The organism is Bacillus sp. FSL M7-0307, from assembly GCF_038627835.1.
In the GTDB taxonomy this organism is placed as follows: Bacteria; Bacillota; Bacilli; order Bacillales; family Bacillaceae; genus Bacillus; species Bacillus altitudinis.
Genome location: NZ_CP152023.1, coordinates 1,577,161 through 1,603,372, shown reverse-complemented (window position 1 = coordinate 1,603,372; position 26,212 = coordinate 1,577,161). Strand labels below are relative to the sequence as shown.

Below are 26,212 nucleotides of genomic sequence, written 5' to 3'. Positions count from 1 at the left end.
AAGGTTAATTGAACGAAACTGCTAATCTTGCGTTAGCAATTTTTTCGTATGGAATATTGATCTCTTTCTTTCTTGTCTTGATCTTCACTGTCACTGTTGCAATCTCACCATCAAAGCTTGTAAGCTCACCTTCAAATGCCTTTTCACCATCAATTGGTTCGTATGTTTTCATGAAAACATTTTTTCCAAGTGCTTTTTCAAAATCAGCTTTTTTCTTTAATGGGCGCTCCGCTCCAGGAGAGGACACTTCAAGAAAGTAGTTTTGGCTAATTGGATCTGCCTCATCAAGCTTTTCGCTCAAGGCTTCGCTCACTTTGGCACACTCCTCGATATCGACGCCTTTATCAGAGTCAATAAATACGCGAAGGAACCAGTTTTGACCCTCTTTGACAAATTCAACATCAACGAGTTCAAGCTGTAAGCCATCTAAAATTGGCTGCACCATGTCGCTTACGATATCCACTACTTTTTTGCTCATTCTCTTCCTCCTTGTGCTTTCGATAAACGCTCTTATCAATCATTCTGCATAAAAACCCTGCTTTATTGTGAGCAGGGGGAGCAGAAAACGGATGAATAATGTCGAGACAAAAATTGCCTGTTCAATACAAAAGAGCGGGTTTCCCCACTCTTGTCTCGGTAATCGTTAGCATTTCCATAAAAACTATACCATATCCAATTTTTTTATGCAAATGAAGTTCCTTATAAACAGGCATTCTTCATCAGTTCTTTTCATTCATTCTTTTGGCGTGTTCACGAATGATTCCTGCCTCCCGGCTCTCCTTTAAAACTCGAAAACCATCATAATCCGGGTAGAGGGAATCATCGTCTTGAATGCTTGTTAAAATCCAAAATTGGCTACCTGCGCCTCCGAGCTGTTCAATTGTCTTCAGCCAGCTATCATATACATCAGGACGGGCTGTTTGATTTTGATAGCCAAACTCTTCTAATACAACAGGTTTTCCGATTGCGTTTCCTCGGGTGATATGATCTTTGATCCATTTCACTCCCCATGCAGCAGACTTATTCCAGTGATCTGGGTATAAATGATAGGTTCCATAATCAATATGAGGAAGAGCGGTCAAACGATCCCAATCAACACCTTCTCCTCCACTGTAAAACCAATCATCATGACCTGTCATGCGAAAGAACCCTTCGTCTCCTACAGCAACAAGATGATTCGAGTCAATTGATTTGATCCATGCACTCATTTCATCTGCCCAGTTTACTAGTATATCTCCCGAAGGGTCTGACTGTGCGCGCGGCTCATTGGCGAGCTCCCATGTCATAATAGCAGGATCATCTTTATATTGAACACCTGAGTACGTATTGGTTCTCTCTAATACATAACGCACATAGTTTTTGTAAGCTGTTTTAATCCGAGGATCTGTATAAAAGTGATCATGTGATCCTGCCTGAAACCACTTCACATATTGATTCATCCCGCCAAAATCGTCCCAATTGTTCACAAGCGGGATAACTAGCTTGATTCCTTCCTGCCCTGCTTTATGAATCGCATAGTCTAGTTTTTGAAAACCGGATTCTTCATAAACACCTGGGCGAGATTGTAAGACTGAATTTTCTTGAGGGGTACCATCGTGAAATCCCCAAATACGAATAACCTTTAAATCCATTGCCTTCATATCGTCAAAAACAGCATCTACCATCTTTTTTGATTTGTAATGGAAATAATAATTATTTGTGCCAGCAAAGTAAAATGGGTGGTTGTTCAATACAAAATGTGTACCAGATGTTTGCACATAGGAGGAGGCCTTTACGGTCAGAGTGAACCAACCCGCCCATAAAGTGATCAGCAGCATAAAACAAGCCACCCGTTGAACCCATTTTTTCATTCCATTCTCCTCGCAATCTCTTATTCTACTGGTACGATGATATCTAGTTGAAGAGGTGTATGTTTGGTTGAGTCAAGTTCAATCGTCTGCTGCTGCAACATTTTACTTTCTTCACCAATTCGAACCTCATACGTCCCGTGAAACGCTGGACATGTCACTCGGCCATTCGCATCTGTTTTTTCCACTCTTTGTGTCGTCCATTCCTGCAGTAACTTTTCATAACGCCTGCCTGCTTCATTTAACGACCAATCATGGTTCACGATGGCTGCGTGCTCACCTCTCCAATGAGCACCTGCCCAAAATCCCCACATCAGCACACCTTTTACGGCTGGATGACTAAAGGCAACCCGATATAAAGCTTCTAAGTTATCCGCTCGTCTATTGGCATCCGGATGAACAGAGTCATACTCTGTCACCCATATCGGTAGACCAAGCTCAGCAAGCACATCTAGTCTTTCTTTTACAACGACTGGATCCACTCGATCTTCAAAGTGACCTTGAACTCCAATGGCCTCAACTGGTGCCCCCAACTGACGAAGTTCATTGATATGTGCTTTATATGCGTGATGTTCGCCGTATGAGATTACATTATAATCATTGACAAACAGCAAGGCTTGAGGGTCAATTTTTTTCGTTTCTTCATACATCCATTTCCAAATCTGTTTCCCAAATCGGTCTTTAAAAAATGAACCATGCATCATTTCGTTGTTTACATCCCAATGACGGAATTTCCCTTTGAAATGATTGCCTGCATGCTCAAGCCGCCTTTTCATGGCTTCATATACTTCATGATTCGGTAATGATTTCAGCCAGTTTGGATTGGCATCCTCTACCTCCCAAAATAAGGCGTGCCCCCTCACTGGAATTTGGTGTCTATTGGCAAAATTCAGCATGGCATCTGCTTTTTCGTAGGTTATTTTCCCTCGTTCAGGCTCATTTGCATACCATTTTGCCTCATTTTCAAACACAGCCCAATTAAAATGTTGAACAAAAAAATCAGCATACGTTTGATTGAATAGTACTTGGTCATTCATTGCTGAACCAAATGCAAATTCATGTCTGATTTGTTTTATTTCAACCTCTATTCCGGCTAAGGGTTTTTTTTCTTTATCGATGACGTTTATGACAAGCTCTCTTTGTCTATGCTGTAAGATTCGATCATTTGCTTCTTTTCTCCAGCTTTGATTTTCTTGTTCCTGTGATCCGCCATTCGATGAATGATTCATAAATTCTTTCTTTTTAACCATAATGACATCACCTTTGCTTTCACTTCATTTATCTTATGAGGAGACCGCCGACTAAAGAAGCCGGCAGCTGCACTAAGTTCTATTCGTTTATGAGACGATGGTATTCTGCATAAGCCGTAGCCATATCAACTTGCGACCAGAAACGGTGATAGGTGAAACTTGGCGCTCCGTTTTCCCATTTGCCTGTTGCTTCATTAAAAGATGCTTGATATTTACTCTCCAGTGCTGACCAAGCTGGGTCTTGCTTGATTTTCGGACGAAGATCTGCAAAGCTCGTATACACTCCGTTACCTCCTCGCTGCGGGTCAGAAGGAGTGGTGCTGGAACCAGGGATCTGATTTCCTTGACCAAATGTTCCGTTCCAGCCATTAGGGAAGTACACTTCTTTTTTAAAGAAACGGTGGTAGTCTTCTCTGTCTTCCTCTGTCACAATCCCTACACCATCATTGTAATTCCAAGCAACCTCAAGGAGCTGTGCCGCTGTCTCTTTTGCTCTTATGCCAAGTGCTGTGTAGTTTCCTGTCTCTTTCTGTGTTGCAGCAGCAAAGAATGTGAGTGCTTTGATTAGACTGCCCAGTACACCAGTATCTTGAGTAGGATCTTTTGTAACTGCCGTTAAATTTGGATTACCTGTTGCAGATTGGAACCCGCTCCAAGTGTCAGGCTGGCCGCTCCATTCTATATTCCCAGGAATCCAAAACTCTCCAGGTGCACTTGTCGTAGCAACAGCAACATTTGTCCCCCCTAGAATTCTTTGACCCTGACCATCTAAAAAATATCCATCTTGATCCGACACAGGACGAGTGCCAATAAAAATATAATCTAGTGAATAGTTGACCCATTTTGTGATGACAGATTTGGCCATTTGGAAATTTTCAGATGTTTTGTCGCCATCTTTTGCAAAGATATAATAAAGCTCTGCTACACGCTCAATCGGCCATGCTTGCATTCCAAACCAGTTATTGGACGGAGGATCATGGTAAACAGGCGCATCTTCATAAGCCATATCATAAAATGTGCTTCTTCCTGCTGGATAAGCGCTATAGTCTCCATTCCAGCTGTTGGTAGCACCTCCTGCAATCGCTCCCTCTTTTGATTGAAGCCAGACGTAAAATTCAAGCTGTCTCTTTAACGTCTTTTCCCAATCACTTGCACCAGTCGGTGACGATGGCTTTAAGCCTCCCTTATCTGAGGATAAAGCGTAGGCAGCGACTGGGTTTTGATACCCTTGATGACAATGGCTCGCTCCGATACGCCATGACCAATTCGCATATTCTCCAAGTCCCCCGCCCCAAGAGGTATACCATGCCATTAAGTGATGACATGCACTTTTTCCATTTCCAGGATACGGATTACCTTGCTTGCCGCTTCCAATTGTTTGAAAATATTTATCGTACATTCCGTAACGAAGGAAATCCCCCATCTTTTTCGCTTTATCAAGATAGGCTGACCCATTATAGCCAAGTTCCTTTGCCCAATACATTGCCTGTATCGCACGTGCATCAGCGTCCGTCGCATTTGTGTAGCGCCACTGGGCGGCTGGCGCTTGATTTTCTTTTGTGAACAAGCTCATGAAACCTTCATTGGGCTTTCCGGCCGTTTTATCATCTTGTGATGGATGAGGGATGGCCTCCCATACGGATTCTTGCGGACCCCGCTGGAATGTGTTTACATATGCGGCTGTATGTGATGGGTTGAGCAAATTCCCATATTCATACCAGTTGTCTACATCAAGAAGCCAGTGCATTAAATACGTTTCATTCGTTCCGTAAGTTGACCTCAGTTCATGATCAATTGGATCTTGACCAGCAGGGCGAGCACCCGTCAACTGGCTCGGATATTGATCTGGATATGGTTTTTCTGAAGCGTATGTGGCTGGGCTAGATGGATTGTAAGAGCTCATATGCGGCTGTTCGTCATGTCCATCTTCGTTTACTGGAATGATAAACTTCTCCATATTATCCCAAGCAGCTTCTAGTTTGCTCCAATCGCCTGTGTAATGCCCATACAATACTTCAAGCCATAACCAGTAGCTGTAAGCTTCTGAAGTTGTCATATGCCCGTAATCAGGCGCCTCGCAAATGAGTGTCTCAACGGAATGATACGGAATGCCTTCTTTTGAAAAATATCCATTCGCATCGTTTTTCATTTGATGATAAAGCGCTAAAAACCGTTCTTTATTTGTCATGTCCTCACCCTTTATATTTATTTATTCGGAAGCGTACCAAATGCTAAAATACCTTGATCAAAAACAGGAATTCTCGCTGTTTTCTGCATATTGGATGTTAATCCTTGAAAGGAATAATCATTTGAGGCATCCCATATATTCGCACCATTTGGCGCAGATAACCGGAACTGTATTTCTTTCTTATGAAGCGATTCGCCTCCTGGAAAAATAGCTACGCCAGTAAAATCGATTTCTGTAAAATAGATATGGGATGATGCGTCATACACCGTTAACGAAGATAAGGAAGCGCCTTCATTGTAGACAGCTGTCACTTGAATATCTTTATCAGTGAATCCCTTCGCAAATATCTCGCTCAGATTGACATAATATCTAAAAGAAAGTGATTGACTACTTCTTGCCGGCCAGCCTGATCGATTGTATAGAATGGCTTTGATCTGAGTAGATGTTGTATCGTTACTCATGACAGCTGCCTCTACAAAAAACTCATCTTCCACTTTTTCTTTAGGCGGAAAATTCGGCAGCTTTGACTGCCCCTGACCAAACAGCTGCACCATTTTGGCTACATTTCCAGTAAAGGCGGCATTATAGTCTGTTGCTACCTCGTTTGATACATAGTCAGAGATGTCATCGGTATACTGATCCTGTGCATTAGGCCCCCCAACAAGCGCTCCATAAAGCGTGTGCCGATGAGAAGAAGGAGTTGTCAGCTGATTAGACCATGAGCCATGTGCAGTTCGATGGTGTGGATGCATCGGCGGATTTTTGCCAAACCCAACGACATAGCTTCTATTTTGCGGATTATCCCCTAACATATAGTGTGTTTGCCTGATCGCAAACGTTTGATATCGATTCTTTTTTTCTTGATCAGAGACCCAATCTCCGTATACAAACGCTAAAAATGCGGCATTTGCTGTATAACGAAGTGACCCCCATTGATCTAACCACGCCAACCCGCCAGGCGTATAAGTGATTCTTTCTACTTTTCCATTTTGAACAAAACCCGTGGACCAGTAATCGAGATTACGCTCTGTCGATTCGATAAACCTTTTCTCCTTTGTGATTCTCGCAAGTAAAATTTGCGAAGCAAAAAAGGTATTGTCCCACGACATCGTAAACGTATAATCCCAATCCTTCGGCCATTCTTCTACTGCTTTTAGTGCTTTGTTTAAATAGGTCTGGTCATTTGTCGCCAAGTACAGCCATATTCCACCCCAAATGAGCTCATCAATATAGCCGCTCCAGGAGTTATAAAATGGCTGAGCATTGGTGACACAATCTGTATACTCACCGCGATATTGATCAGCAAATGCATAAAGCTGCTTTGCATGGGTGAGAAGTTTTGCGGCATATGGCGCGTCTGTTTCTTTAAAAATAATTGAACCTGCTGCTAAAGCGGCTGCGGTTTGGGCGGCTACTTCTGTTCCTGGACAATGTTCATCAATTTTAAATGCTGGCCGGTTCATCGGCATCACTTCTGCTGGACCCCACCAGCCATGATCTGCGTTCCCATCGCCTACTTGTGCCCAAAATTCATTTGGACCTGTATGGGCTTTCAAAAAATAATCGGTTGCCCACTTGATTTGATCTAACATATCATCAAGCAGTTCTGCCTCTTCGTAAGCTTCTCGGTACTCATAGACTGTCCATGCAAGCACGGCTGCAGAGTAAGCCATCGGAAGCCCGAACTTCACATGATCACCAGCATCGTACCAGCCGCCTGTTAAATCATGACCAACATCTTTCCCATCCTCTAGTCCAGAATCCCCTCGCCAGTTAAGACGATTGCTTTCAGGAAGCTTTCCGGAACGCTGGGCTTCGTAAAACAAAATTGATTTTTGAAGCACCTCTACATAGTTGTAATCTGACATGTACCTACTTCTCACCCCTTCTGTTTTCTTAAACGTGAAACATTGAACAAGAAATGACCACCTCCTTGTCATTCCGTTCGTGTTTTGTACAGTGTTGAAAAGAATCAAGCGTGTTTCAAAAATGTGCATAGTAAACAGCCATCAGCTTGACGCTCACCGAGGGTTTTCTCCTGATTCTTCATGTGACTGTACCCAAAATGATCATATGTCGTATGAGAACATTTCAGACGGCTAAATTCTCTTTTTTGCTCTATTTGGGTAGAAAGAATGACATACAATCTCTTCTCTCAAAACACGACGTTAAATCAAGATATATGAACCAACAAGAAAATAATTCCAGTTAAAATATTTAGTTAACATAATAATATTATTGTATATACAAAAAAGAGCGCCCTTTAAGGGCGCTCTTCATTTTTCACATTAGAACAAAGAAAGCTGGTTTTGATCAGGAAGTGCTTCTAAGCAGCCTTGACGATCCAAATACTCAAGGATGGTCTTAGACACTTTTCCTCGTTTTTGTAAATCTTCTTTTGAAAGGAATTCACCATCTTGGCGTGCGCGTACAATATTTAACGCAACGTTTGTTCCTAGTCCAGGGATGGAGTTGAATGGCGGGATTAACCCGTCTCCATCAATGATAAACTCAGTGGCACTTGATCGGTATAGGTCTACTTTTTTAAAGTGATAGCCTCTTTCACACATTTCAAGTGCAAGCTCTAGTACAGTTAATAGGTTCTTCTCTTTCGGTGATGCATCAAGACCTTTTGAGTTAATATCGTCCATGACCGCTCGAATCGCATTCGATCCTTTTGTCATCGTTTCGATATCAAAATCATCAGCACGAACGGTAAAATAAGCCGCATAGTACAGAAGTGCATGGTGCACTTTGAAATAAGCAATCCGAACAGCCATTAATACATAAGCAGCCGCGTGGGCTTTAGGGAACATGTATTTAATCTTTTTACAAGAATCAATGTACCAGTTCGGTACGTTATTATTCTTCATTTCTTCTTCCCATTCAGGAGGAAGTCCCTTCCCTTTACGAACAGATTCCATAATTTTAAAGGCAAGTGACGGCTCTAAACCTTGATAAATCAGATATACCATAATATCATCACGACAGCCAATCACTTCACTTAGTTCACACGTTTTATTATGAATCAGCTCTTGAGCGTTGCCGAGCCATACATCTGTACCGTGAGATAGACCAGAGATCTGAACAAGCTCCGAGAAGGTGGTCGGTTTTGTATCCTCAAGCATCTGACGAACAAACCTTGTGCCAAACTCTGGGATCCCAAGTGTTCCCGTTTTACATCCAATTTGTTCTTCTGTGACACCGAGAGGTTCCGTTCCTTGGAAGATTTTCATGACCTCAGGATCATCTGTCGGAATCGTTTTTGGATCAATTCCGCTCAAGTCCTGAAGCATCCGAATGACCGTTGGATCATCGTGTCCAAGAATATCTAGTTTCAGCAAGTTATCATGGATTGAATGGAAATCAAAATGTGTCGTTTTCCAATCAGAACCTGTCGCATCTGCTGGATATTGAATTGGTGAGAAATCGTAAATGTCCATATAATCCGGCACTACGATAATACCGCCTGGATGTTGGCCCGTTGTCCGTTTGACCCCCGTACAGCCCTGTACAAGCCGGTCAATTTCAGCACCTCTCATATGAAGGTTATGATCTCCTGCGTAGCCTTTCACATAACCATATGCCGTTTTTTCTGCAACGGTACCGATTGTACCTGCGCGGTATACATACTCTTCACCAAACAGCTCTTTCGTATAGTTATGGGCAATCGGCTGATATTCTCCTGAGAAGTTCAAGTCGATATCAGGCACTTTATCTCCTTTAAAACCTAAGAACGTTTCAAACGGAATATCGTGTCCGTCTTTTTTATACGGCGTCCCGCATTCAGGGCAGTCTTTATCAGGAAGGTCAAATCCTGAGCCAACCGATCCGTCATTAAAGAACTCAGAGTGCTTGCAACTTGGACATACATAGTGCGGCGCAAGCGGGTTCACTTCTGTAATCTCTGTTAATGTCGCAACGAGGGATGAACCAACTGACCCCCTTGAACCAACTAGATATCCATCATCAAGTGATTTCTTAACAAGCTTATGAGAAATTAAATAAATAACAGCGAAACCATGACCAATAATACTCTTTAATTCTTTCTCAATCCGGTCTTCTACAATTTTCGGTAAATCGTCACCGTAGATGCTGCGAGCCATGTTGTAGCTCATTTCCCGAATTTCTTCATCTGCACCTTCGATTTTTGGTGTATAAAGATCGTCTTTGATTGGTTTGATACTTTCGACCATCTCAGATACTTTTTGCGTATTCGTCACGACAATCTCTTTCGCCTTTTCGTCCCCTAGGAAAGAGAAGGCTTCTAGCATTTCATCAGTTGTTCTAAAATGAACTTTTGGCAGTTCATGACGATTAAGCGGATTCGCCCCGCCTTGTGATGAAATTAAGATTTTGCGATAAATTTTGTCTTCTGGATGCAGGTAGTGCACATTTCCAGTCGCCACGACTGGTTTATTCAGTTTTTCACCAAGTTTTACAATGTTTGTGATGATCTCTTTTAATGCACGTTCATCCCGAACAAGCTCCAGCTGGAGTAAATGCTGATACACTTCTGGCGGATGAACTTCTAAATAGTCGTAAAATGCGGCAATGTCTTCTACCTCATCAGGTGACTTCTGCATCATCCCTTCAAACACTTCACCCTTATCACAAGCAGACCCAACAATTAAACCTTCTCGATACTTCTCAAGCTGTGAGCGAGGGATACGCGGCACGCGGTAGAAATAATGAATATGAGAAAGTGAAACAAGCTTAAATAAATTCTTTAGACCCGTCTCATTTTGTGCAATCACGGTTGCATGGTAAGGACGTGAGCGCTGATACGCATTGGACTGCCCCATGTTTTCATTCAATTGATCGTGGTAGGCAATCTCTTTTTCAGCCGCATCCTTTAGCATCTTCAGCATGAGGTACCCAGTTGCTTCTGCATCATAAATCGCCCGGTGATGCTGCGTGAGTTCAATATCGAACTTTTTACACAGCGTGTTCAGCCGGTGATTTTTAAATTCTGGATAAAGGAATCGGCCAAGTTCTAGTGTATCAATGACAGGGTTTGATGCTTTATCTGTTTTTAGCAGACGCTTATATGCTGCATTTAAAAAGCCCATATCAAAGCTTGCATTGTGAGCAACAAGGATATCTTGGCCAATCCACTCTTTGAAATCCCGAACAACATCGACCACATCTGGTGCATCTCTCACCATGTCATCCGTGATACCGGTTAGTTCAATGGTTGTTGCTGATAACGGATGATGAGGGTTTGCAAATGCCTCAAAGCGGTCAATGATTTCCCCGCCTTTGATTTTCACGGCTGCAAGCTCAATGATCGTATCATACACAGCAGAGAGTCCTGTTGTCTCAACATCAAATACGACAAACGTCGCATCTTCTAATAAGCGGTGCTCTGGATTATACGCAATCGGTACCCCATCGTCGACTAAATTGATTTCCACCCCGTACATCATTTTGATGCCATGCTTTTTACTTGCTGCATACGCATCTGGAAAGGATTGTACAACGGCGTGATCTGTCAGGGCAATGGCCTCATGCCCCCATTTTTTTGCTTGTTCAACAAGTCTACCGATGCCAGTGACAGCATCCATCTGGCTCATCGGCGAATGCAAATGAAGCTCAACACGCTTTTCTCCCTCAGGTGCAGTATCTTCTTTCAGCTGAGGTTTCATTTCATTGACGTCATTTGCGATCATGACAAGATCTCTCACAAACGTATCGTTTTGAATGCTTCCTCTTGCTTTGACCCACATCCCTTTTTTCAAGGATTTCATGAGCTGAGCATCTTCTTTTTCTCTCGCAAACATTTTGATCAAAATACTATTCGTATAATCGGTAATTTTAAAGATACAAAGGGTTCTGCCGCTTTTTAGTTCGCGCGTTTCTGCATCGAACACGTACCCTTGGACGGTGATTCGTCTTTCTTCGTCCATAATACTATCAAGCGTACGTATTTCTTCATTGTCTTTGATTTGATAGCCAATCATCAGAGGGCCAGAAGGAGCTTCCTCTTGATCCTCACTTTCCTTCTTCTCCATCTCAACAAGGGCTTGCATGGCTCTTTCTTGATCTTCAGCAAGTTTTTGTTCTCTGAACTTCTGAATCTCTTGATCTGATACAAAAATTTCTGTATCAAATTGAAGTTCTGGAAAACCAACTTGTTTAAATGCAGCCTGAAGCATTGGGCTATATTTCTTCTTGATGGCTAGAGCCTCAGTTTCGCTTTTTGTTTTGATGATGATCTTATGTCCAGACAGGGCTGGTTTTTGCTGTTGAAGCAAGCTGATGATTGGGGGAGAAATCCCTTGAAGCTCTTCCACACAATGGGACCAATACGATTGAACGAGCTCTTCAGATATGTGCGGATCATTGACTTCAATCGTACAAGTAACTTGTGCAATATGAGAAAATGCATTTGTCAGCCTGCTTAAAAACATTGCATATACTTGGTAAGGCAAAAGCGCCTTAAATTTAAAATGGAAATGCCACGTTTTTGCCGCCTTATGCACCGTCAATTTGACGATCTCGCCTTCTTCAAAGTAACGACTGAGGTCATCATCTGTCATTTGAATCTGATTGAGTAATATATGAAATTGCCGCCGGGTAATCGGTAATTGTTCATCCAAGACAGGACCCTCCTTTTGCAAATCAGAAAGGTACCTCTTTTTTGCAGGAGGTACCTTCATTTTTTTGTTCGTTTTTTATGCTTGGCGTATAAATGAAATCAGTTCATCAACAGATACTTCGTGTGATTCACCTGATTTTCTGAATTTCACTTCGACAATACCTTCTTCTGAACGTTTCCCGCAGCTAATGCGAATTGGCAGTCCAATTAAGTCACTGTCGGCAAATTTGACGCCTGCACGCTCTTGACGGTCATCGAAAAGGACATCATAGCCCTCTTCCTGTAAACGCTCATACAGCGTTTCAGCCAGTTCCTTTTGTGCATCGTTTTTCATATTTAAGGCAAGTAGATGAAGATCATATGGCGCAACTGTTTCTGGCCAAATAATCCCCTTGTCATCATGATGCTGTTCAACAATCGCAGAAAGGGTTCTAGAAATTCCGATGCCATAGCAGCCCATGATCATTGGCTGCGCACGTCCATTTTCATCGAGGTATGTTGCATCCATTGCCTCTGAATAACGCGTGCCTAGCTTAAAGACTTGTCCTACTTCAATTCCTTTTGCGAACTGGATTGTGCCTTCACCATCTGGAGAAACGTCTCCTTCTTGAATCAAGCGAAGATCTGTATATTCCTTCACTGACAGATCACGAGCAGGATTAACATTGAAATAGTGATAATCCGATTCATTTGCACCTGCAACTGCGTTTGTCATTCCTTTTACAGCGTGGTCTGCATAAATCGTTACTTCCGCTTCAAGCTTCACTGGTCCAACAAATCCTGGTTCTGTTCCGATCACGTCTAGAACTTCCTCACGTGAAGCAAGCTCAACAAGCTGTGCTCCAACTAAGTTTTTCACTTTCACATCATTTACTTCATGATCGCCTCTTGTCAGGACAAGTACATACGCATCGTCCGCTTTAAACAAGACAGATTTGATACATGTAGAAGGAGCGACTTCTAAGAATGCCGCAACATCTTGTATCGTCTTTACCTGCGGCGTGTGTACTTTCTCAAGTTCTTTGAAGTCCGCAGGGTTTGCTTCTTCTCCGTGATACACAGCCTCAGCCATTTCAATGTTCGCAGCGTAGGATGATGTGTCAGAGTATGCGATTGTATCTTCTCCTACTTCTGACAGCGCCATAAACTCATGTGTATCTTTTCCTCCCATTGCCCCAGAATCGGCAATGACGGGTCTAAAGTTAAGACCTACTTTTGAAAAGACATTCGAGTAAGCTGTAAACATTTTGTTGTATGTGTCATCAAGGCTCTCTGGTGAAGAGTGGAATGAATAGGCGTCCTTCATAATAAATTCACGTCCGCGCAATAACCCAAAGCGAGGTCTTTGTTCATCACGGAATTTAGATTGGATTTGATATAGTGTCAAAGGAAGCTTTTTATACGATTTTACTTCACTGCGTACGAGTGATGTGATCACTTCTTCGTGTGTTGGGCCAAGTGCAAACTCGCGGCCGTGGCGATCTTTCATACGCATGAGTTCTGGACCGTATGTATACCATCTTCCTGACTCTTGCCACATTTCTGCTTGCTGCAGCACTGGCATTAACAGCTCAGCTGCTCCCGCCTTTTCCATTTCCTTGCGAACAATGGATTGAATGTGCTGAATCACTTTATGTGCTAGCGGCAGATAATGATAGATACCGCTCGTGTTTTGTCTAATAAATCCAGCTCTTACTAACAGCTGATGACTTTTTGCCTCAGCATCTGCCGGCACCTCTCGAAGAGTTGGAATGAAAGTCAGGGATTGTCTCATGTCGTTACACCTCATTTAAGAAATAGGACTTCTCACAAAAACTCTTGTTTCCCAGAATGAGAAACAAGAGAGAATGGTTTTTATAAAAATAATCGCTGGATGTCATTCCATGTCACTACTAGCATTAATAGCATGAGGAACGCAACACCAATGAAGACAACAAGTGCCTCTTTCTCACGATTAATTGGTTTGCCGCGAATGGCTTCAACGAATAGGAAAAGTAATCTTCCTCCGTCTAATGCAGGAATCGGTAATAAATTCACGATCCCTAAGTTGATACTAAGAAACGCAGCAAACTGCATTAATGTTAACACACCTTGTTTCGCTACTTCTCCTGTCATGTCATATATTCCAACAGGACCTGCAAGCATATCTAACGAAAATTGTCCTGTGACAATCTTTTGCAAGTTCGTTAAGATGAGACCTGCTGTAGATATCACTGTAGTGCCTGAGGATGAAATGACTTTGAGAAAGCCATTTTCCGTTGGCGGATAAGAGCCAAAACGGCCAATGGTTTTTCCTTCTGCCTTCACAGCTTCCGGTACAACCTGAATGGTGCTTTCTTTGCCATCTCGGTCAATGACGACATTCATTTTTTTATCTGGGTTTTTTTGAACCGTTTGAACAACGTCTGTCCAAGAATTCATTTTATCCCCGTTAATTGAAACGATATGATCTCCCTGCATAAGCCCAGCTTGCGCTGCCCGGCCGTCTTTTGTCAGCTTACCAAGTACAGGATCATCCACGGTTACACCTTGAATAAATCCTAAAGCCACAAGAATCACATATGCCAAGATAAAGTTCATAATCGGTCCAGCTGCAATGGCTTTAATGCGCTGCCATACTGTTTTTGAACCAAACTGACGGTTGTATGGTGCAATTTGAATTTCTTCACCATCTGCAATATAGAAGCTTGTTTGGCTTACATTGTAGCCAGTAAGGATGTCTTCATTTCCAGCCTCATATCCTGAAATTCTCATCGCATGATCTAAATCAATTTGTTCAACTTCAATGACAAGTGCATCAGGATATTTCTCTTTATCATTTAAAATGATTTTTTCTACTTCATTTTGCTCATTGAATAAGAGCCCCACTGTATGACCCGGTTTAATTTCAATGACTTCAGGATCTTCTCCAGCCATTTTAACAAATCCGCCGATTGGCAGAAGTCTGATGGTATAGACGGTTTCTTTTCGTTTAAAGGAGAAAATCTTCGGTCCAAAACCAATTGCGAACTCGCGGCATAAAATGCCTGCGCGCTGCGCCATAATTAAATGGCCAAGCTCGTGGAAAAAAACGAGCGTTCCAAAAATAATAATAAACGCAATCACTGTATTCACGAACATACCACCTTATGCGAGGATTGATTGAACAAAGTCTCGTGTATCTTTGTCCACTTCATGGATATCTTGCAAACTAGGCGTTGAAATCACATGATGTCTGTTCAGTGCCTTTTCAATCAATTCTTCAATTTGCAGGAACGTTACTTTGCCTTTTAGAAATGCATCAACAGCAATTTCATTGGCTGCATTAAGCACAGTAGGCATTGTCCCTCCTATTTTACCTGATTCATAAGCAAAATGTAAGCAGCGATACCTGTCAAAATCCGCTTTTTGGAAATTTAATTGTCCAATCTCCCAAAGGTTTAATGATTTCGCTTCTTTTAATGGCGCTCTATCAGGGTAAGTGAGCGCGTATTGAATCGGAACCCTCATGTCAGGTGTACCTAACTGAGCCATGACACTTTTGTCATGGAATTCCACCATGGAATGGATGATGCTCTCTTTATGTAACAGCACATCAATTTGATCGTATGGGATATCAAACAGCCAATGCGCCTCAATCACCTCAAGCCCCTTATTCATCATGGTCGCTGAATCAATCGTGATTTTTGCGCCCATGGACCAGTTTGGATGATTCAGCGCTTCTTCAACCGTGACACCTTCAAGCTCCGTGCGTTTTTTATCTCGGAAACTGCCGCCTGAAGCTGTGACGATTAAGCGTTCAATGTTTTTAGCTTGTTCACCTTGCAGGGATTGAAAAATAGCGGAGTGTTCACTATCGACAGGAAGTAAAGGCACGTCATACTTTTTGGCGTACTCTTTTACTATATGACCAGCTGTCACAAGTGTTTCCTTATTTGCAAGTGCGATCGTCTTTTTTTGTTCAATGGCTTTTAATGTCGGCACAAGTCCGACACTTCCTACCAGTGCATTGACCACAACATCCACTGCATCATAGGTCGCTGCTTCGATGTTCGCTTCATCACCCGCAGCCATTTTGACATCGTATTGAAATGAATGACCTTTTAACGTGCGATAGGTCTCTTCGTCTACACATCCAACAAATTCAGGCTGAAATTGTTCAATGATAGGGATGGCCTTGTCTATATTTCTGCCAAACGTCATCGCTTTCAACTTGAATTTGTCTGGATGCTGCCTGATCACATCTAATGTTTGTTCTCCAATTGATCCTGTTGCGCCTAATAGCGAAATATATTTCAAATTGCCACTCCTTCTCTCGTTCAATTAGTTTCTATGAGGTTAGCTAGCAAACGTGGCCAGCAATAGATATAAAAACGGCAGAACGAATAAAAAGCTGTCAAACCTGTCCAAAATTCCGCCATGACCTGGGAGTATTGTCCCTGAATCCTTCACATGGTAATGACGCTTTAAAGCAGATTCCACAAGGTCGCCAAGCTGTCCAAAAATACTGAGCAAAAGAGTAATAAACATAACAAGCAGATATGATGGCAAAAATCCTGTAACCGCCTGGAACACAAGTGACAGCACGACCGCTGTGACGATTCCGCCGATAAATCCTTCTACTGTTTTGTTTGGGCTGATCTCTGGCCAAAGCTTTCGTTTCCCCATAGATTTCCCAATAAAATAGGCACCTGAGTCAGTGGACCAAATAATCACCGCTGCGAAGAAGATCGCACTCATGCCATACAAGCCTCTAATTTGAATAAAATAATAGAAACTAACGCCAATATATAATGTGGCTAATATAACAAAAGCAACCTCATCGAATGTGAAAGAGTTTTTGCTCAGAACTGTATAAGTTAAAAGGATTAAGACTGCAAATAAAGCAATCTGCATTTTTGATGCGTCTACGTTCGGGAAGAAGCTATTTTCTCCGCCCATTAAAAGCCAAAGCAATATTAAGCTGACAATGCCAGGAAAGCTGAAAATCGAAATCTTTTTCATTCTAAGAAGCTCAAAGAGAGCGACACTTCCCATTAAATAAATCAGCAGGGTAAATGGCATTTGTCCATAAATCACTGCAAGTAAAAACACTGCAGCTGCCAGAACACCCGTCAAAATTCTTTGTTTCATCTGCACCACCCTCTAAATTCCACCGAACCTCCGGCCGCGGCGCTGGTACTCTCCGATAGCGCCTATGAGATGCTCATCAGAAAAGTCAGGCCAAAGCACATCCGTAAAGACAAACTCGCTGTATGCAATTTGCCAAAGCATAAAGTTGCTTAATCTAATTTCTCCACTCGTGCGAATAAGCAAATCCGGATCTTGAAGAGATTCTGTCATTAAATAAGCTGAAAACATCTCTTCTGTGATGTCTTCTGCTCGAAGCTTGCCTTCTTTGACTTTTTCAGAAATTTGTCTGCATGCAGAAATAATTTCTGTCCTTCCTCCATAATTGAGCGCAAAATTTAAAATGAGTCCGTCATTATTCGCCGTACTCTTCACTGCGTTCTCTACCGCTTTTTTCGTATGCTGCGGGAGGCCGTCTGGATCACCTGTTAAACGTACACGGACATTTTCCTCGATGAGTTCAGGCAGATAGATGTTTAGAAACTCTTCAGGAAGCTTCATTAAAAAGTCTACTTCTAGTTTTGGACGTTTCCAATTTTCTGTAGAGAAAGCATACAAAGTCAGCACTTTGACATTCAGCTCATTTGCAAGCTTGGTCATGCGCTTGACAACTTTCATTCCTTCATGATGTCCTGCTACCCGTGGAAGCGCACGTTTCTTCGCCCATCTTCCATTCCCATCCATGATAATGGCGATATGTTCAGGAATTTCTCCATTTAATATGTCTTCTTTTGTCAGGCTTTCTAAGTTGGAAGCTGCTGTTTGCTGATTCTTCCAATTTTTGAGTATATTGAGCATGAGATTCCTCCATCACCCAAAAAGGTTGCGTTCCCGCTAATAATATAGTCCTCAACAGTATTAACAAAAAAACCCCCTGTAAACATGAAGAGGGTCTTTTCACTATTATCTATTGTACATAGTTTTTTCTTAAACTTCCATGATTTCTTTTTCTTTATCTTTTGTCACTTCATCAATTTTAGCGACATATTCATCTGTCAATTTTTGAACATCCTCTGTAGATGATCTTAATTCATCTTCAGTGATCTCCCCATTTTTCTCTAGCTTTTTCAATTCATCGTTTGCATCACGACGAACGTTACGAACAGCTACTTTTGCTTCTTCTGAGTATTTTCTCACAACTTTTACAAGTTCTTTACGTCTTTCTTCTGTTAGTGCTGGGATCGCAATACGGATCACGTTTCCGTCACTTGTTGGTGTGATACCAAGATCAGACTTTTGGATCGCCTTTTCGATATCACCGATCGCTGTTTTATCGTAAGGTGTGATAATCAGCATACGTGCTTCTGGCACTGTAATTGACGCAATTTGGTTTAGTGGTGTTTGCGCACCATAGTAATCCACTGTTACTTTGTCTAAAAGGGAAGCATTAGCTCTGCCCGCACGGACAGTTGCTAGTTCACGTCCGTATGCTTGAACGGCTTTTTCCATTTTTTCTTTTGTTTGGTTCAACACTTCTTTTGACACGTTATTTCCCCCTCACGATCGTTCCGATTGATTCGCCATTGACGGCACGTTTAATATTTCCTTCTTCCATAATAGAGAAGACGATTAATGGAATGTCATTGTCCATACATAATGAGGACGCAGTAGAATCCATTACAGCAAGCCCTTCTTTTAGTACATCAAGATATGAAAGCTTATCATATTTTACTGCATCCGCATCTGTACGAGGATCAGCACTGTAGACACCGTCTACATTGTTTTTCGCCATTAAAATGACATCTGCTTCAATTTCAGCTGCACGAAGTGCTGCTGTTGTATCAGTAGAGAAATAAGGGTTACCAGTACCTGCAGCAAAAATCACGACACGTTTCTTCTCAAGGTGACGGATCGCTTTTCTTCTTATGTATGGCTCTGCAACCTGTCTCATTTCGATAGAGGTTTGTACTCTAGACTGAATGCCAAGCGTTTCTAGGCTGTCTTGTAATGCCAATGAATTCATCACTGTTGCAAGCATCCCCATATAGTCTGCTGTTGCCCGGTCCATTCCTAAGTCACTGCCTGTCTTACCACGCCAAAGGTTTCCTCCGCCTACAACGACTGCAACTTCAACATCAAGTTCTGCAATTTCTTTTACTTGCTTTGCAATTGATTGAATGACAGTTGGGTTAATTCCATTTCCAGCATCACCAGCTAGTGCTTCTCCACTTAGCTTCAGTACAATGCGATTATATTTCGGTTTGCTCATGATAACCTCCAAGTGTAAACTATACCGTCTCTTATTATGCGTAAGAAACCGTCTTTTGTAAATCAATATCCTCTAAAAAATAGGGAACACAGTGCTTGTGCTCCCTAAAAAAGCCCCAGAGAGCTTTTCAAACATTATTTTTTCACTTGGCTCATAACTTCTTCAGCAAAGTTGTCTTGACGCTTTTCGATACCTTCGCCCACTTCATAGCGAACATAAGTTTGAACAGTTGCGTTTTTCGCACCTACAACTTGTTTCACTTTTTCATCTGGGTTTTTAACGAATGCTTGGTCAAGTAAGCAAATTTCTTCGAAGAATTTGTTTAGACGGCCTTCTACCATTTTAGCAACGATATTTTCAGGCTTTCCTTCTTGAAGCGCTTGTTGTGTTAATACTTCACGCTCACGGTTTGCTTCTTCTTCAGACACTTGGTCACGAGAAATGTATTTAGGGTTTACAGCAGCAACGTGCATTGCGATGTCTCTCGCAAGCTCTTCATCAGTTGTTCCGTTAAGAACCGCTAATACACCGATGCGTCCGCCCATGTGTAAGTAAGAACCGAATGCAGCGTTATCTTCTTTTGTGATGACTGAGAAACGGCGCAGCGTAATTTTTTCTCCGATTTTCGCAATTGCAGAAGTAATATGTTCTTCAACTGTTGAACCATTTTCCATTTTAGAAGCATGTGCTTCTTCAATTGTTGCAGGTTTCGCAGCAAGTAAATGATCAGCAAGTTCGTTAAGAAGATTTTGGAATCCTTCGTTTTTCGCAACGAAATCAGTCTCAGAGTTCACTTCTAGGATAACGCCAGTGTTGCCGTCAGTTTTAATAAGAGTTAATCCTTCTGCCGCAATACGGTCTGCTTTTTTCGCAGCTTTTGCGATCCCTTTTTCTCTTAGAAGATCGATTGCTTTATCGATGTCACCATCAGTTTCTGTTAACGCTTTTTTACAGTCCATCATACCTGCACCAGTTTTTTGACGCAGTTCTTTTACTAATTGAGCAGTAATTGCCATTTTACATTTCCTCCTTCTATGTTAAAACACGGATTACTAGGTGAAAAAAAGGTGATAAAAGGCAGTTCCCTCTTATCACCTTTTGAATAGGTTACGCAGTTGTTGTTTCAGTTTCTGTCGTTTCTTCTACAACAGCTTCTTCTTCGCCTTGTTTAGACTCAAGAATCGCATCTGCCATTTTAGCAGTTAGAAGTTTTACAGCACGGATTGCATCATCATTTGCAGGGATCACAACATCAATTTCGTCTGGATCACAGTTTGTGTCAACGATACCGATAATTGGGATATTCAATTTACGAGCTTCTGCAACTGCAATACGCTCTTTACGAGGGTCGATAATGAAAAGTGCATCTGGAAGACCCTTCATGTCTTTGATTCCGCCTAGGAATTTTTCAAGACGTTCTAATTCTTTTTTCAGTTGAACGACTTCTTTCTTAGGAAGAACTTCGAACGTACCGTTTTCTTGCATTTTTTCAATATCTTTTAAACGTTTGATACGTTTTTGGATTGTTTCAAAGTTTGTTAACGTTCCACCAAGCCAGCGTTGGTTTACATAGAACATACCAGAACGGATTGCTTCTTCTTTCACTGAATCTTGTGCTTGCTTTTTCGTACCAACGAAAAGGATTTTTCCTCCATCAGCAGCAAGGTTTTTCGTGAAGTTGTAAGCTTCCTCTACTTTTTTCACCGTTTTTTGAAGATCGATGATGTAGATACCGTTACGCTCTGTAAAGATGTAACGCTTCATTTTTGGGTTCCAACGGCGTGTTTGGTGACCGAAGTGAACACCAGCTTCTAGCAATTGTTTCATAGAAATAACTGACATGTTGTTGCCTCCTAATATAATGGTTTTTTTTCCTCCGCTTAAGTCATGTTCACATAAAACTGCGCCACGGCAGCACCTTCATACGAATCATTAAGCGTGTGTATTTAACACCAAGAAATAATATAACACATGATGGACTGACAATCAAGAATCCTTTACAGCTTTCCGCTAAATTTTAATAAAAGCTCGATTTCTGTCTTGCCCGTTTTTAATTCTTTCGCTATTTCTTCTAATGATAGCCCTTGATCATATAAGGCCTTTACTTGATCCTCAAATGTTTCTTCTATTTCACTTTCAGAAGGCGCAGAAGCTTCTGTTTCAAGACTTGAAACGGGTTCGTTTACCTTCTCTTCCTGCACCTCAACTTCGCTAAGGAGAGCCGACAGGTGCTCTGGAACTGGATCTTCACTTTCTACCGATTGCTGGGATTCAATTGGTGGTTGTGGCTGCATTGGTGTCTGAAGATCCGATTTCAGCTCTTCAGCAGAAAAATCAGGGGAAGTGGCTGCAGCTTTTGATAGTTTTTCATTCTCTTCTTTGACTTCCATCAAAAATGCAGCCAGGGTATTTTCCGTTTCTTCTAAAAGCTCTCGCTGCTTTTGTTCTGTTGCCTTCAGCGAATTCATTCTCGTGTATAAAATGATCACAAAATAAATAAGTGCAGCATGAAGCATAAAGCTAATCAGCCATAGCATATTTTTTCACTCACTAACTCTTTAAGATTGAATGGCTTTATCAAGCAGATGCTTAAGCTTGAACAATGCCTTTGAATGAATTTGCGAAATGCGGGAGGTCGATAAGTTAAGCACTTGACCGATTTCCGTTAACGTCAATTCCTCTTTATAGAAAAGACTAATCACAAGCTTTTCTTTTTCCGAAAGCTCTGTCATTTTTTCGGCAAGCTGTTCAATTAATTCATCTTTTAGCATTTTCTCTTCAGGTGTCACAGTCTTTTCGTCGCGAATCATGACTTGAACGTTTTCTCCGTCTTCTTGATCATGCAGCTTCTCATCAATTGAGAGCAAATTCGCAAAGAACCCTTCATTCATCGTTGTGACCACATCTTGTTCACTCATGCCGAGTTCTTCAGCAACCTCTGTTGGTGTCACATTTCGCAAATATCGCTGTTCAAGCTTTTCAATTGCCGCTTCTACTTTTTTTGTTTTTTCTCTTGATGTACGAGGCAGCCAGTCCTCTTTACGAAGACCGTCGATGATGGCCCCACGAATTCTGAAGGATGCATATGTATCAAACTTCAGATCTCTTCCGGGGTCAAATTTTTCAAGGGCATCATATAAACCGAGCATCCCTAGACTGATCAAGTCTTCTTTGTGCACTGACTTCGGGAGACCGATGGAAATTCTTCCAACATGATATGTGACGAGCGGCATATAGCGGCGCATAAGATCATCTCCAGCAGCTGGGTCCTTCCACTCTTTCCATCTAGCCCATAGCGCCTGATCTTCGTAATTTAAGGATTGCATCTTTCTCCCCCTATACTTCCTTAGTTATATCTTCATAATGCCTTGTTTCACAGTGCGGATCTCAAGTTCTGTTGTAAGCGGATCGAATTCAATCGTGCGTCCATTGTTCCCGCCCGTGTCCTCACTAATGATCGGGATATGATGAAGAGACAGATGTTCTTTCACAGCTGATACATTTCTAGGCCCAATTCTCATCAGATCATTGGTTGACTTAAATTTAAACATTTCTGCGCCGCCAGCAAGCTTCGCTTTTAGCGCGTGTTTGCGTGCTCCTTCTTTTAAGAGCAGATCAATTGTATGCTTGACACCTGTATCTGCATACTTAGCCAAGTTCTCTACCGCTCCTTTTGAAAGAGAGGAGTCTGGAAGCATGACATGGACAAGTCCTGCCAGTTTTTTTTCTTGGTCAAAAAGGACAAGTCCTACGCAAGAACCGAGACCGGATGTCCGAATACGGTCCGGTGTTTTCACAAGCTGAACATCCGCTATACCAACCTTTACAACTGCCGGAATCTGCACGTTCATTATAGGTTACCTAATGCTTTGAACAGTTTTTCAAACGATTCAAAGTCTGGTAATAGAAACATATTTCCTTTCAGCTCTTGCTTATTTTGATCATCAAAAATCGATGTATCAATCACAATTGCCTGATCGCCGAGAGGACTAAACTGCATTAACCCTTCACTAATGACAGCCCCGAACATATCGAGCGTGACATCTGGAACACTTGGGTGAAGCTGCAGTTTTGTTAAATCGGCAAGTGCTGATAAATAAGAGCCTGCTAAAATATTTCCTAGCTCATGAAGCGCTGATGTTCCTAGCATGTGTTCATGAATCGTATCAATATCAAATGCTGGGTCCTGAACAAGCTCCCTTACAAATTGTTCAGCTTGTTCAAACGGCATAATGAAAAAGATTGAACCGGTAAGATCACCCTCCATTCGCAAAAAGATACTGGCAACTGGAAGGTCTGCTCCACCAAAGAAATCCATTAAATCTTCAAACGAGAGAACTTTGACAAAAGGAACAGCCATATCAATTTTGCGATTCAATAGGCTGGCAAGAGCAGACGCTGCATGGCCTGCTCCGATATTCCCAACCTCACTTAATATATCTAGCTGTTCATCTTTAATTTCATTGAAAATGCTCATTTCACATCCCCCTTAATGAACAGGTGCATCTTGCACGCTCTTGTCGAGGACCGCACCAGCATGAATGATATTGAATAGACGCTGATCATGCTTAATAATTCCTGTCACCCATGACAGTCCTTCTTTTTCAGCTGAATCAGTAGAAGATTCTACCTCTTCCTGATGGACAGTAATGACATCATTTGCTTCATCAACAATCCAGCCGACTTCAATGTCACCAACTTGTACAATAATCATTCTTGTTTCGTCTGTAATCTCGTTGTCAGTTGATCCAAGTCTCACTCTAAGGTCAATGACAGGTGTCACGACACCGCGTAGATTAATGACACCGCATATATAAGGGGCAACGCCAGGAACTCTTGTCGGCTGCTGCCATTTTTCAATGGACTTTACTTCTGATACTGAAATGGCGTATTCTTTTTTGTTTACGATAAACACAATCATCTTTTCGCCAGTTTTGATATCTGTACTCATTTCAGACCGCTCCTCTATTGTTTTTTACTTGATCAGTGCATTACAGTCAACGATGAGTGCAACCTGACCGTCACCTAAGATTGTTGCGCCTGATATCGCAAATACGTTTGGTAGGTAATCTCCAAGTGATTTTAATACGACCTCTTGCTGACCGATAAACGAATCGACCACAAATGCTGTTAGCTTGTCTCCTTTACGGACAACAATAATGTGCAGTTCTTCTTCTAAATCATTCGCATTTGGTACGTTGAACTGTTTCTTCAAGTACACAACCGGTACGATAAATCCGCGGAAATCAATGACTTCACGATCATGCGTTTGAAGGATGTCACTCTTCTTAATGACAGCCGTTTCTATAATAGAAGAAATCGGAATAGCAAATGTTTCTTCCTCTAGTTTCACAAGAAGTACGGAAATGATCGATAATGTGAGTGGAAGCTGAATTGAGAACAGTGAACCTTGACCTTCTGTTGAGTTAATACTCACAGAACCACCTAATGATTCCAGCTTGTTTTTCACAACGTCAAGACCTACACCTCGGCCCGAGATATCAGAAATCGTATCCGCTGTAGAGAACCCTGCTGCAAAGATCAATGAATCAATTTGGTGATCTTCAAGTGTTTCCGCTTCTCTTTCCGTAATAACTCCGCGCTCTAATGCTTTTTCAAGGACCTTTTTACGGTTAATCCCGCCGCCATCATCTTCTACTTCAATGAAGACATGGTTTCCGCTATGATACGCTTTTAATAGAACGGTTCCTTTTTCTGGTTTGCCTTTTTTCACACGTTCTTCTGGTGATTCAATCCCGTGATCGAGACTGTTTCTAAGTAAGTGTAAGAGCGGATCGCCAATTTCATCGATCACTGTTCGATCAAGCTCTGTCTCAGCACCTTCAATGATCAGTTCAATTTTCTTATTGAGCTCTTTCGTCAATTGACGAATCATACGTGGGAATCTGTTAAACACCGTTTCTACAGGTACCATTCTCATGTTCAAGATGATCGATTGCAGGTCGCCAGAAATACGGGACATTCTTTCCACTGTATCCGTGAGTTCGTTGTTTTCAAGTTCTTTGGCAATCTGTTCTAAACGTCCTCTATCTATGACAAGCTCTTCAAACAGGTTCATAAGTGAATCTAGACGATCGATGTTGACACGGATCGTTTTCGTTCCGCCGGCAGCTGCACCGTTATTGCCATTTGCTTTTGGCGCATCGTTTGCTGGCGCTTTAGTGGCAGGAACTGTGGCTTCTTCATTTTTCTGCTCAGGTTTCGCTGCTTTTGTTTCAGCCGGAGCCGCTTCTTCAAAGGCAGAGACTTCAGAAATCTCCACTTGTTCAACCTCTGAGATCGCTGTCACGATTTTTTTCACTTCTTCCATCGGCTGTTTCGATAAGTAAGAAATGCTGAATTCAGATTCAAAATCTTCTGATTCTAAAAGTTCTGCATTCGGAACCGTTTTGACAACTTCTCCTGCTTCGTTCAGTCTTTCAAAAATCATATAGACACGAACGGCTTTTAATAAGCATGCGTCACTTAATGTCACGGTCAGCTCATAACATTTAAAGCCTTGTTCTCTTGCTTCATCAAGAACTGTTCGTTCAAATTCGTTATAATCTAGGTCGCTTGCAGCTGATGATGCTTCAGCTGTCTCAACGGCAGATGCTGTTTCTGCATGGCTTCCTGTCACATCTAGTTTTTTACTAATCTCCGTGACATCACGTTTTCCATCCCCGCCCTCTGCAATCGATTGAACCATTGCTTCAAGGTGATCGAGTGCTTCAAACATCGTATCCATTGATTCAGGAGTGACAATCATTTGTTCGTTTCTGATGGCATCAAACATGTTTTCTAAATGATGTGTTAATTGAGCCATATCATCAAAGCCCATCGTTGCACTCATGCCTTTCAGTGTATGAGCGGCTCTGAATATATCATTCACTAGCTGCAAGTCTGTTGGGTTCTTTTCTAATTCAAGAAGTTTTTCATTACAAGTTTGTAAGTGTTCTCTGCTTTCATCTAAAAAGATATCTAAGTATTGGTTTACATCCAACGTGT

General features: G+C 41.9%; 21 protein-coding genes. All 21 read right to left on the bottom strand.

The features are described from left to right. Positions 1–4 precede the first annotated feature (4 nt). The 21 genes from rimP to MHI41_RS08045 all read right to left on the bottom strand — a co-directional run bounded on the left by rimP (position 5) and on the right by MHI41_RS08045 (position 26,207). Complete coding sequence (rimP, locus tag MHI41_RS08145; RefSeq protein ID WP_008344744.1) at positions 5–478, bottom strand: ribosome maturation factor RimP; 474 nt, start codon at positions 476–478, stop codon at positions 5–7. A 241-nt stretch (positions 479–719) separates the two neighbouring features. Then, positions 720–1,850 carry a cellulase family glycosylhydrolase gene (locus MHI41_RS08140; RefSeq protein WP_057079551.1) on the bottom strand — a complete coding sequence of 377 codons (1,131 nt, stop codon included), beginning with the start codon at positions 1,848–1,850 and terminating at the stop codon, positions 720–722. 20 nt (positions 1,851–1,870) lie between these two features. Further along, a complete protein-coding gene (locus MHI41_RS08135; RefSeq protein WP_057079552.1) occupies positions 1,871–3,097 on the bottom strand; it encodes an endo-1,4-beta-xylanase in 1,227 nt (408 codons plus the stop codon). Positions 3,098–3,176: 79 nt separating this feature from the next. Continuing rightward, positions 3,177–5,285, bottom strand: a complete 2,109-nt coding sequence (locus tag MHI41_RS08130) for a glycoside hydrolase family 48 protein (RefSeq protein WP_057079553.1) — start codon at positions 5,283–5,285, stop codon at positions 3,177–3,179. Positions 5,286–5,302: 17 nt separating this feature from the next. Beyond that, a complete protein-coding gene (locus MHI41_RS08125) occupies positions 5,303–7,153 on the bottom strand; it encodes a glycoside hydrolase family 9 protein (RefSeq protein ID WP_057079554.1) in 1,851 nt (616 codons plus the stop codon). Positions 7,154–7,573: 420 nt separating this feature from the next. Next, positions 7,574–11,827 carry a PolC-type DNA polymerase III gene (locus tag MHI41_RS08120; RefSeq protein ID WP_231493324.1) on the bottom strand — a complete coding sequence of 1,418 codons (4,254 nt, stop codon included), beginning with the start codon at positions 11,825–11,827 and terminating at the stop codon, positions 7,574–7,576. Between the two features lie 135 nt (positions 11,828–11,962). Continuing rightward, positions 11,963–13,660, bottom strand: a complete 1,698-nt coding sequence (locus MHI41_RS08115) for a proline--tRNA ligase (protein ID WP_224559759.1) — start codon at positions 13,658–13,660, stop codon at positions 11,963–11,965. Between the two features lie 80 nt (positions 13,661–13,740). Beyond that, positions 13,741–15,006 carry an RIP metalloprotease RseP gene (rseP, locus tag MHI41_RS08110; protein ID WP_007499546.1) on the bottom strand — a complete coding sequence of 422 codons (1,266 nt, stop codon included), beginning with the start codon at positions 15,004–15,006 and terminating at the stop codon, positions 13,741–13,743. A 6-nt stretch (positions 15,007–15,012) separates the two neighbouring features. Then, positions 15,013–16,164 (bottom strand): 1-deoxy-D-xylulose-5-phosphate reductoisomerase, encoded by a 1,152-nt coding sequence (gene dxr / locus MHI41_RS08105; protein WP_019744167.1) that lies wholly within the window; start codon positions 16,162–16,164, stop codon positions 15,013–15,015. Positions 16,165–16,203: 39 nt separating this feature from the next. Further along, on the bottom strand, positions 16,204–16,998 hold the full coding sequence (locus MHI41_RS08100; RefSeq protein ID WP_007499550.1) for a phosphatidate cytidylyltransferase: 795 nt from the start codon (positions 16,996–16,998) through the stop codon (positions 16,204–16,206). Positions 16,999–17,010: 12 nt separating this feature from the next. Further along, a complete protein-coding gene (locus MHI41_RS08095) occupies positions 17,011–17,793 on the bottom strand; it encodes an isoprenyl transferase (protein WP_007499552.1) in 783 nt (260 codons plus the stop codon). A 129-nt stretch (positions 17,794–17,922) separates the two neighbouring features. Next, a complete protein-coding gene (gene frr, locus MHI41_RS08090; protein WP_008344764.1) occupies positions 17,923–18,480 on the bottom strand; it encodes a ribosome recycling factor in 558 nt (185 codons plus the stop codon). Position 18,481: 1 nt separating this feature from the next. After that, the gene (gene pyrH, locus MHI41_RS08085) at positions 18,482–19,204 is read right to left on the bottom strand and encodes a UMP kinase (protein ID WP_008344767.1); all 723 of its coding nucleotides are present in this window, start codon (positions 19,202–19,204) and stop codon (positions 18,482–18,484) included. A 134-nt stretch (positions 19,205–19,338) separates the two neighbouring features. Then, on the bottom strand, positions 19,339–20,220 hold the full coding sequence (gene tsf, locus MHI41_RS08080; RefSeq protein WP_007499558.1) for a translation elongation factor Ts: 882 nt from the start codon (positions 20,218–20,220) through the stop codon (positions 19,339–19,341). Positions 20,221–20,311: 91 nt separating this feature from the next. Then, entirely contained in the window at positions 20,312–21,046 is a 735-nt protein-coding gene (gene rpsB / locus MHI41_RS08075) for a 30S ribosomal protein S2 (RefSeq protein ID WP_007499561.1), read from the bottom strand. 155 nt (positions 21,047–21,201) lie between these two features. Beyond that, the gene (locus tag MHI41_RS08070) at positions 21,202–21,741 is read right to left on the bottom strand and encodes a hypothetical protein (protein ID WP_057079556.1); all 540 of its coding nucleotides are present in this window, start codon (positions 21,739–21,741) and stop codon (positions 21,202–21,204) included. A 21-nt stretch (positions 21,742–21,762) separates the two neighbouring features. After that, positions 21,763–22,530: a FliA/WhiG family RNA polymerase sigma factor gene (locus tag MHI41_RS08065; RefSeq protein WP_007499565.1), complete on the bottom strand. Its 768-nt coding sequence runs from the start codon at positions 22,528–22,530 to the stop codon at positions 21,763–21,765. Positions 22,531–22,554: 24 nt separating this feature from the next. Next, positions 22,555–23,055, bottom strand: a complete 501-nt coding sequence (locus MHI41_RS08060) for a chemotaxis protein CheD (protein ID WP_007499566.1) — start codon at positions 23,053–23,055, stop codon at positions 22,555–22,557. Further along, the gene (locus MHI41_RS08055) at positions 23,055–23,681 is read right to left on the bottom strand and encodes a chemotaxis protein CheC (protein WP_017367253.1); all 627 of its coding nucleotides are present in this window, start codon (positions 23,679–23,681) and stop codon (positions 23,055–23,057) included. The genes MHI41_RS08060 and MHI41_RS08055 overlap by 1 nt, the downstream gene beginning before the upstream one ends. Positions 23,682–23,693: 12 nt before the next feature. Next, the gene (locus MHI41_RS08050) at positions 23,694–24,155 is read right to left on the bottom strand and encodes a chemotaxis protein CheW (RefSeq protein ID WP_008344771.1); all 462 of its coding nucleotides are present in this window, start codon (positions 24,153–24,155) and stop codon (positions 23,694–23,696) included. 24 nt (positions 24,156–24,179) lie between these two features. Continuing rightward, a complete protein-coding gene (locus MHI41_RS08045; protein ID WP_224559760.1) occupies positions 24,180–26,207 on the bottom strand; it encodes a chemotaxis protein CheA in 2,028 nt (675 codons plus the stop codon). Between the last annotated feature and the right edge of the window lie 5 nt (positions 26,208–26,212).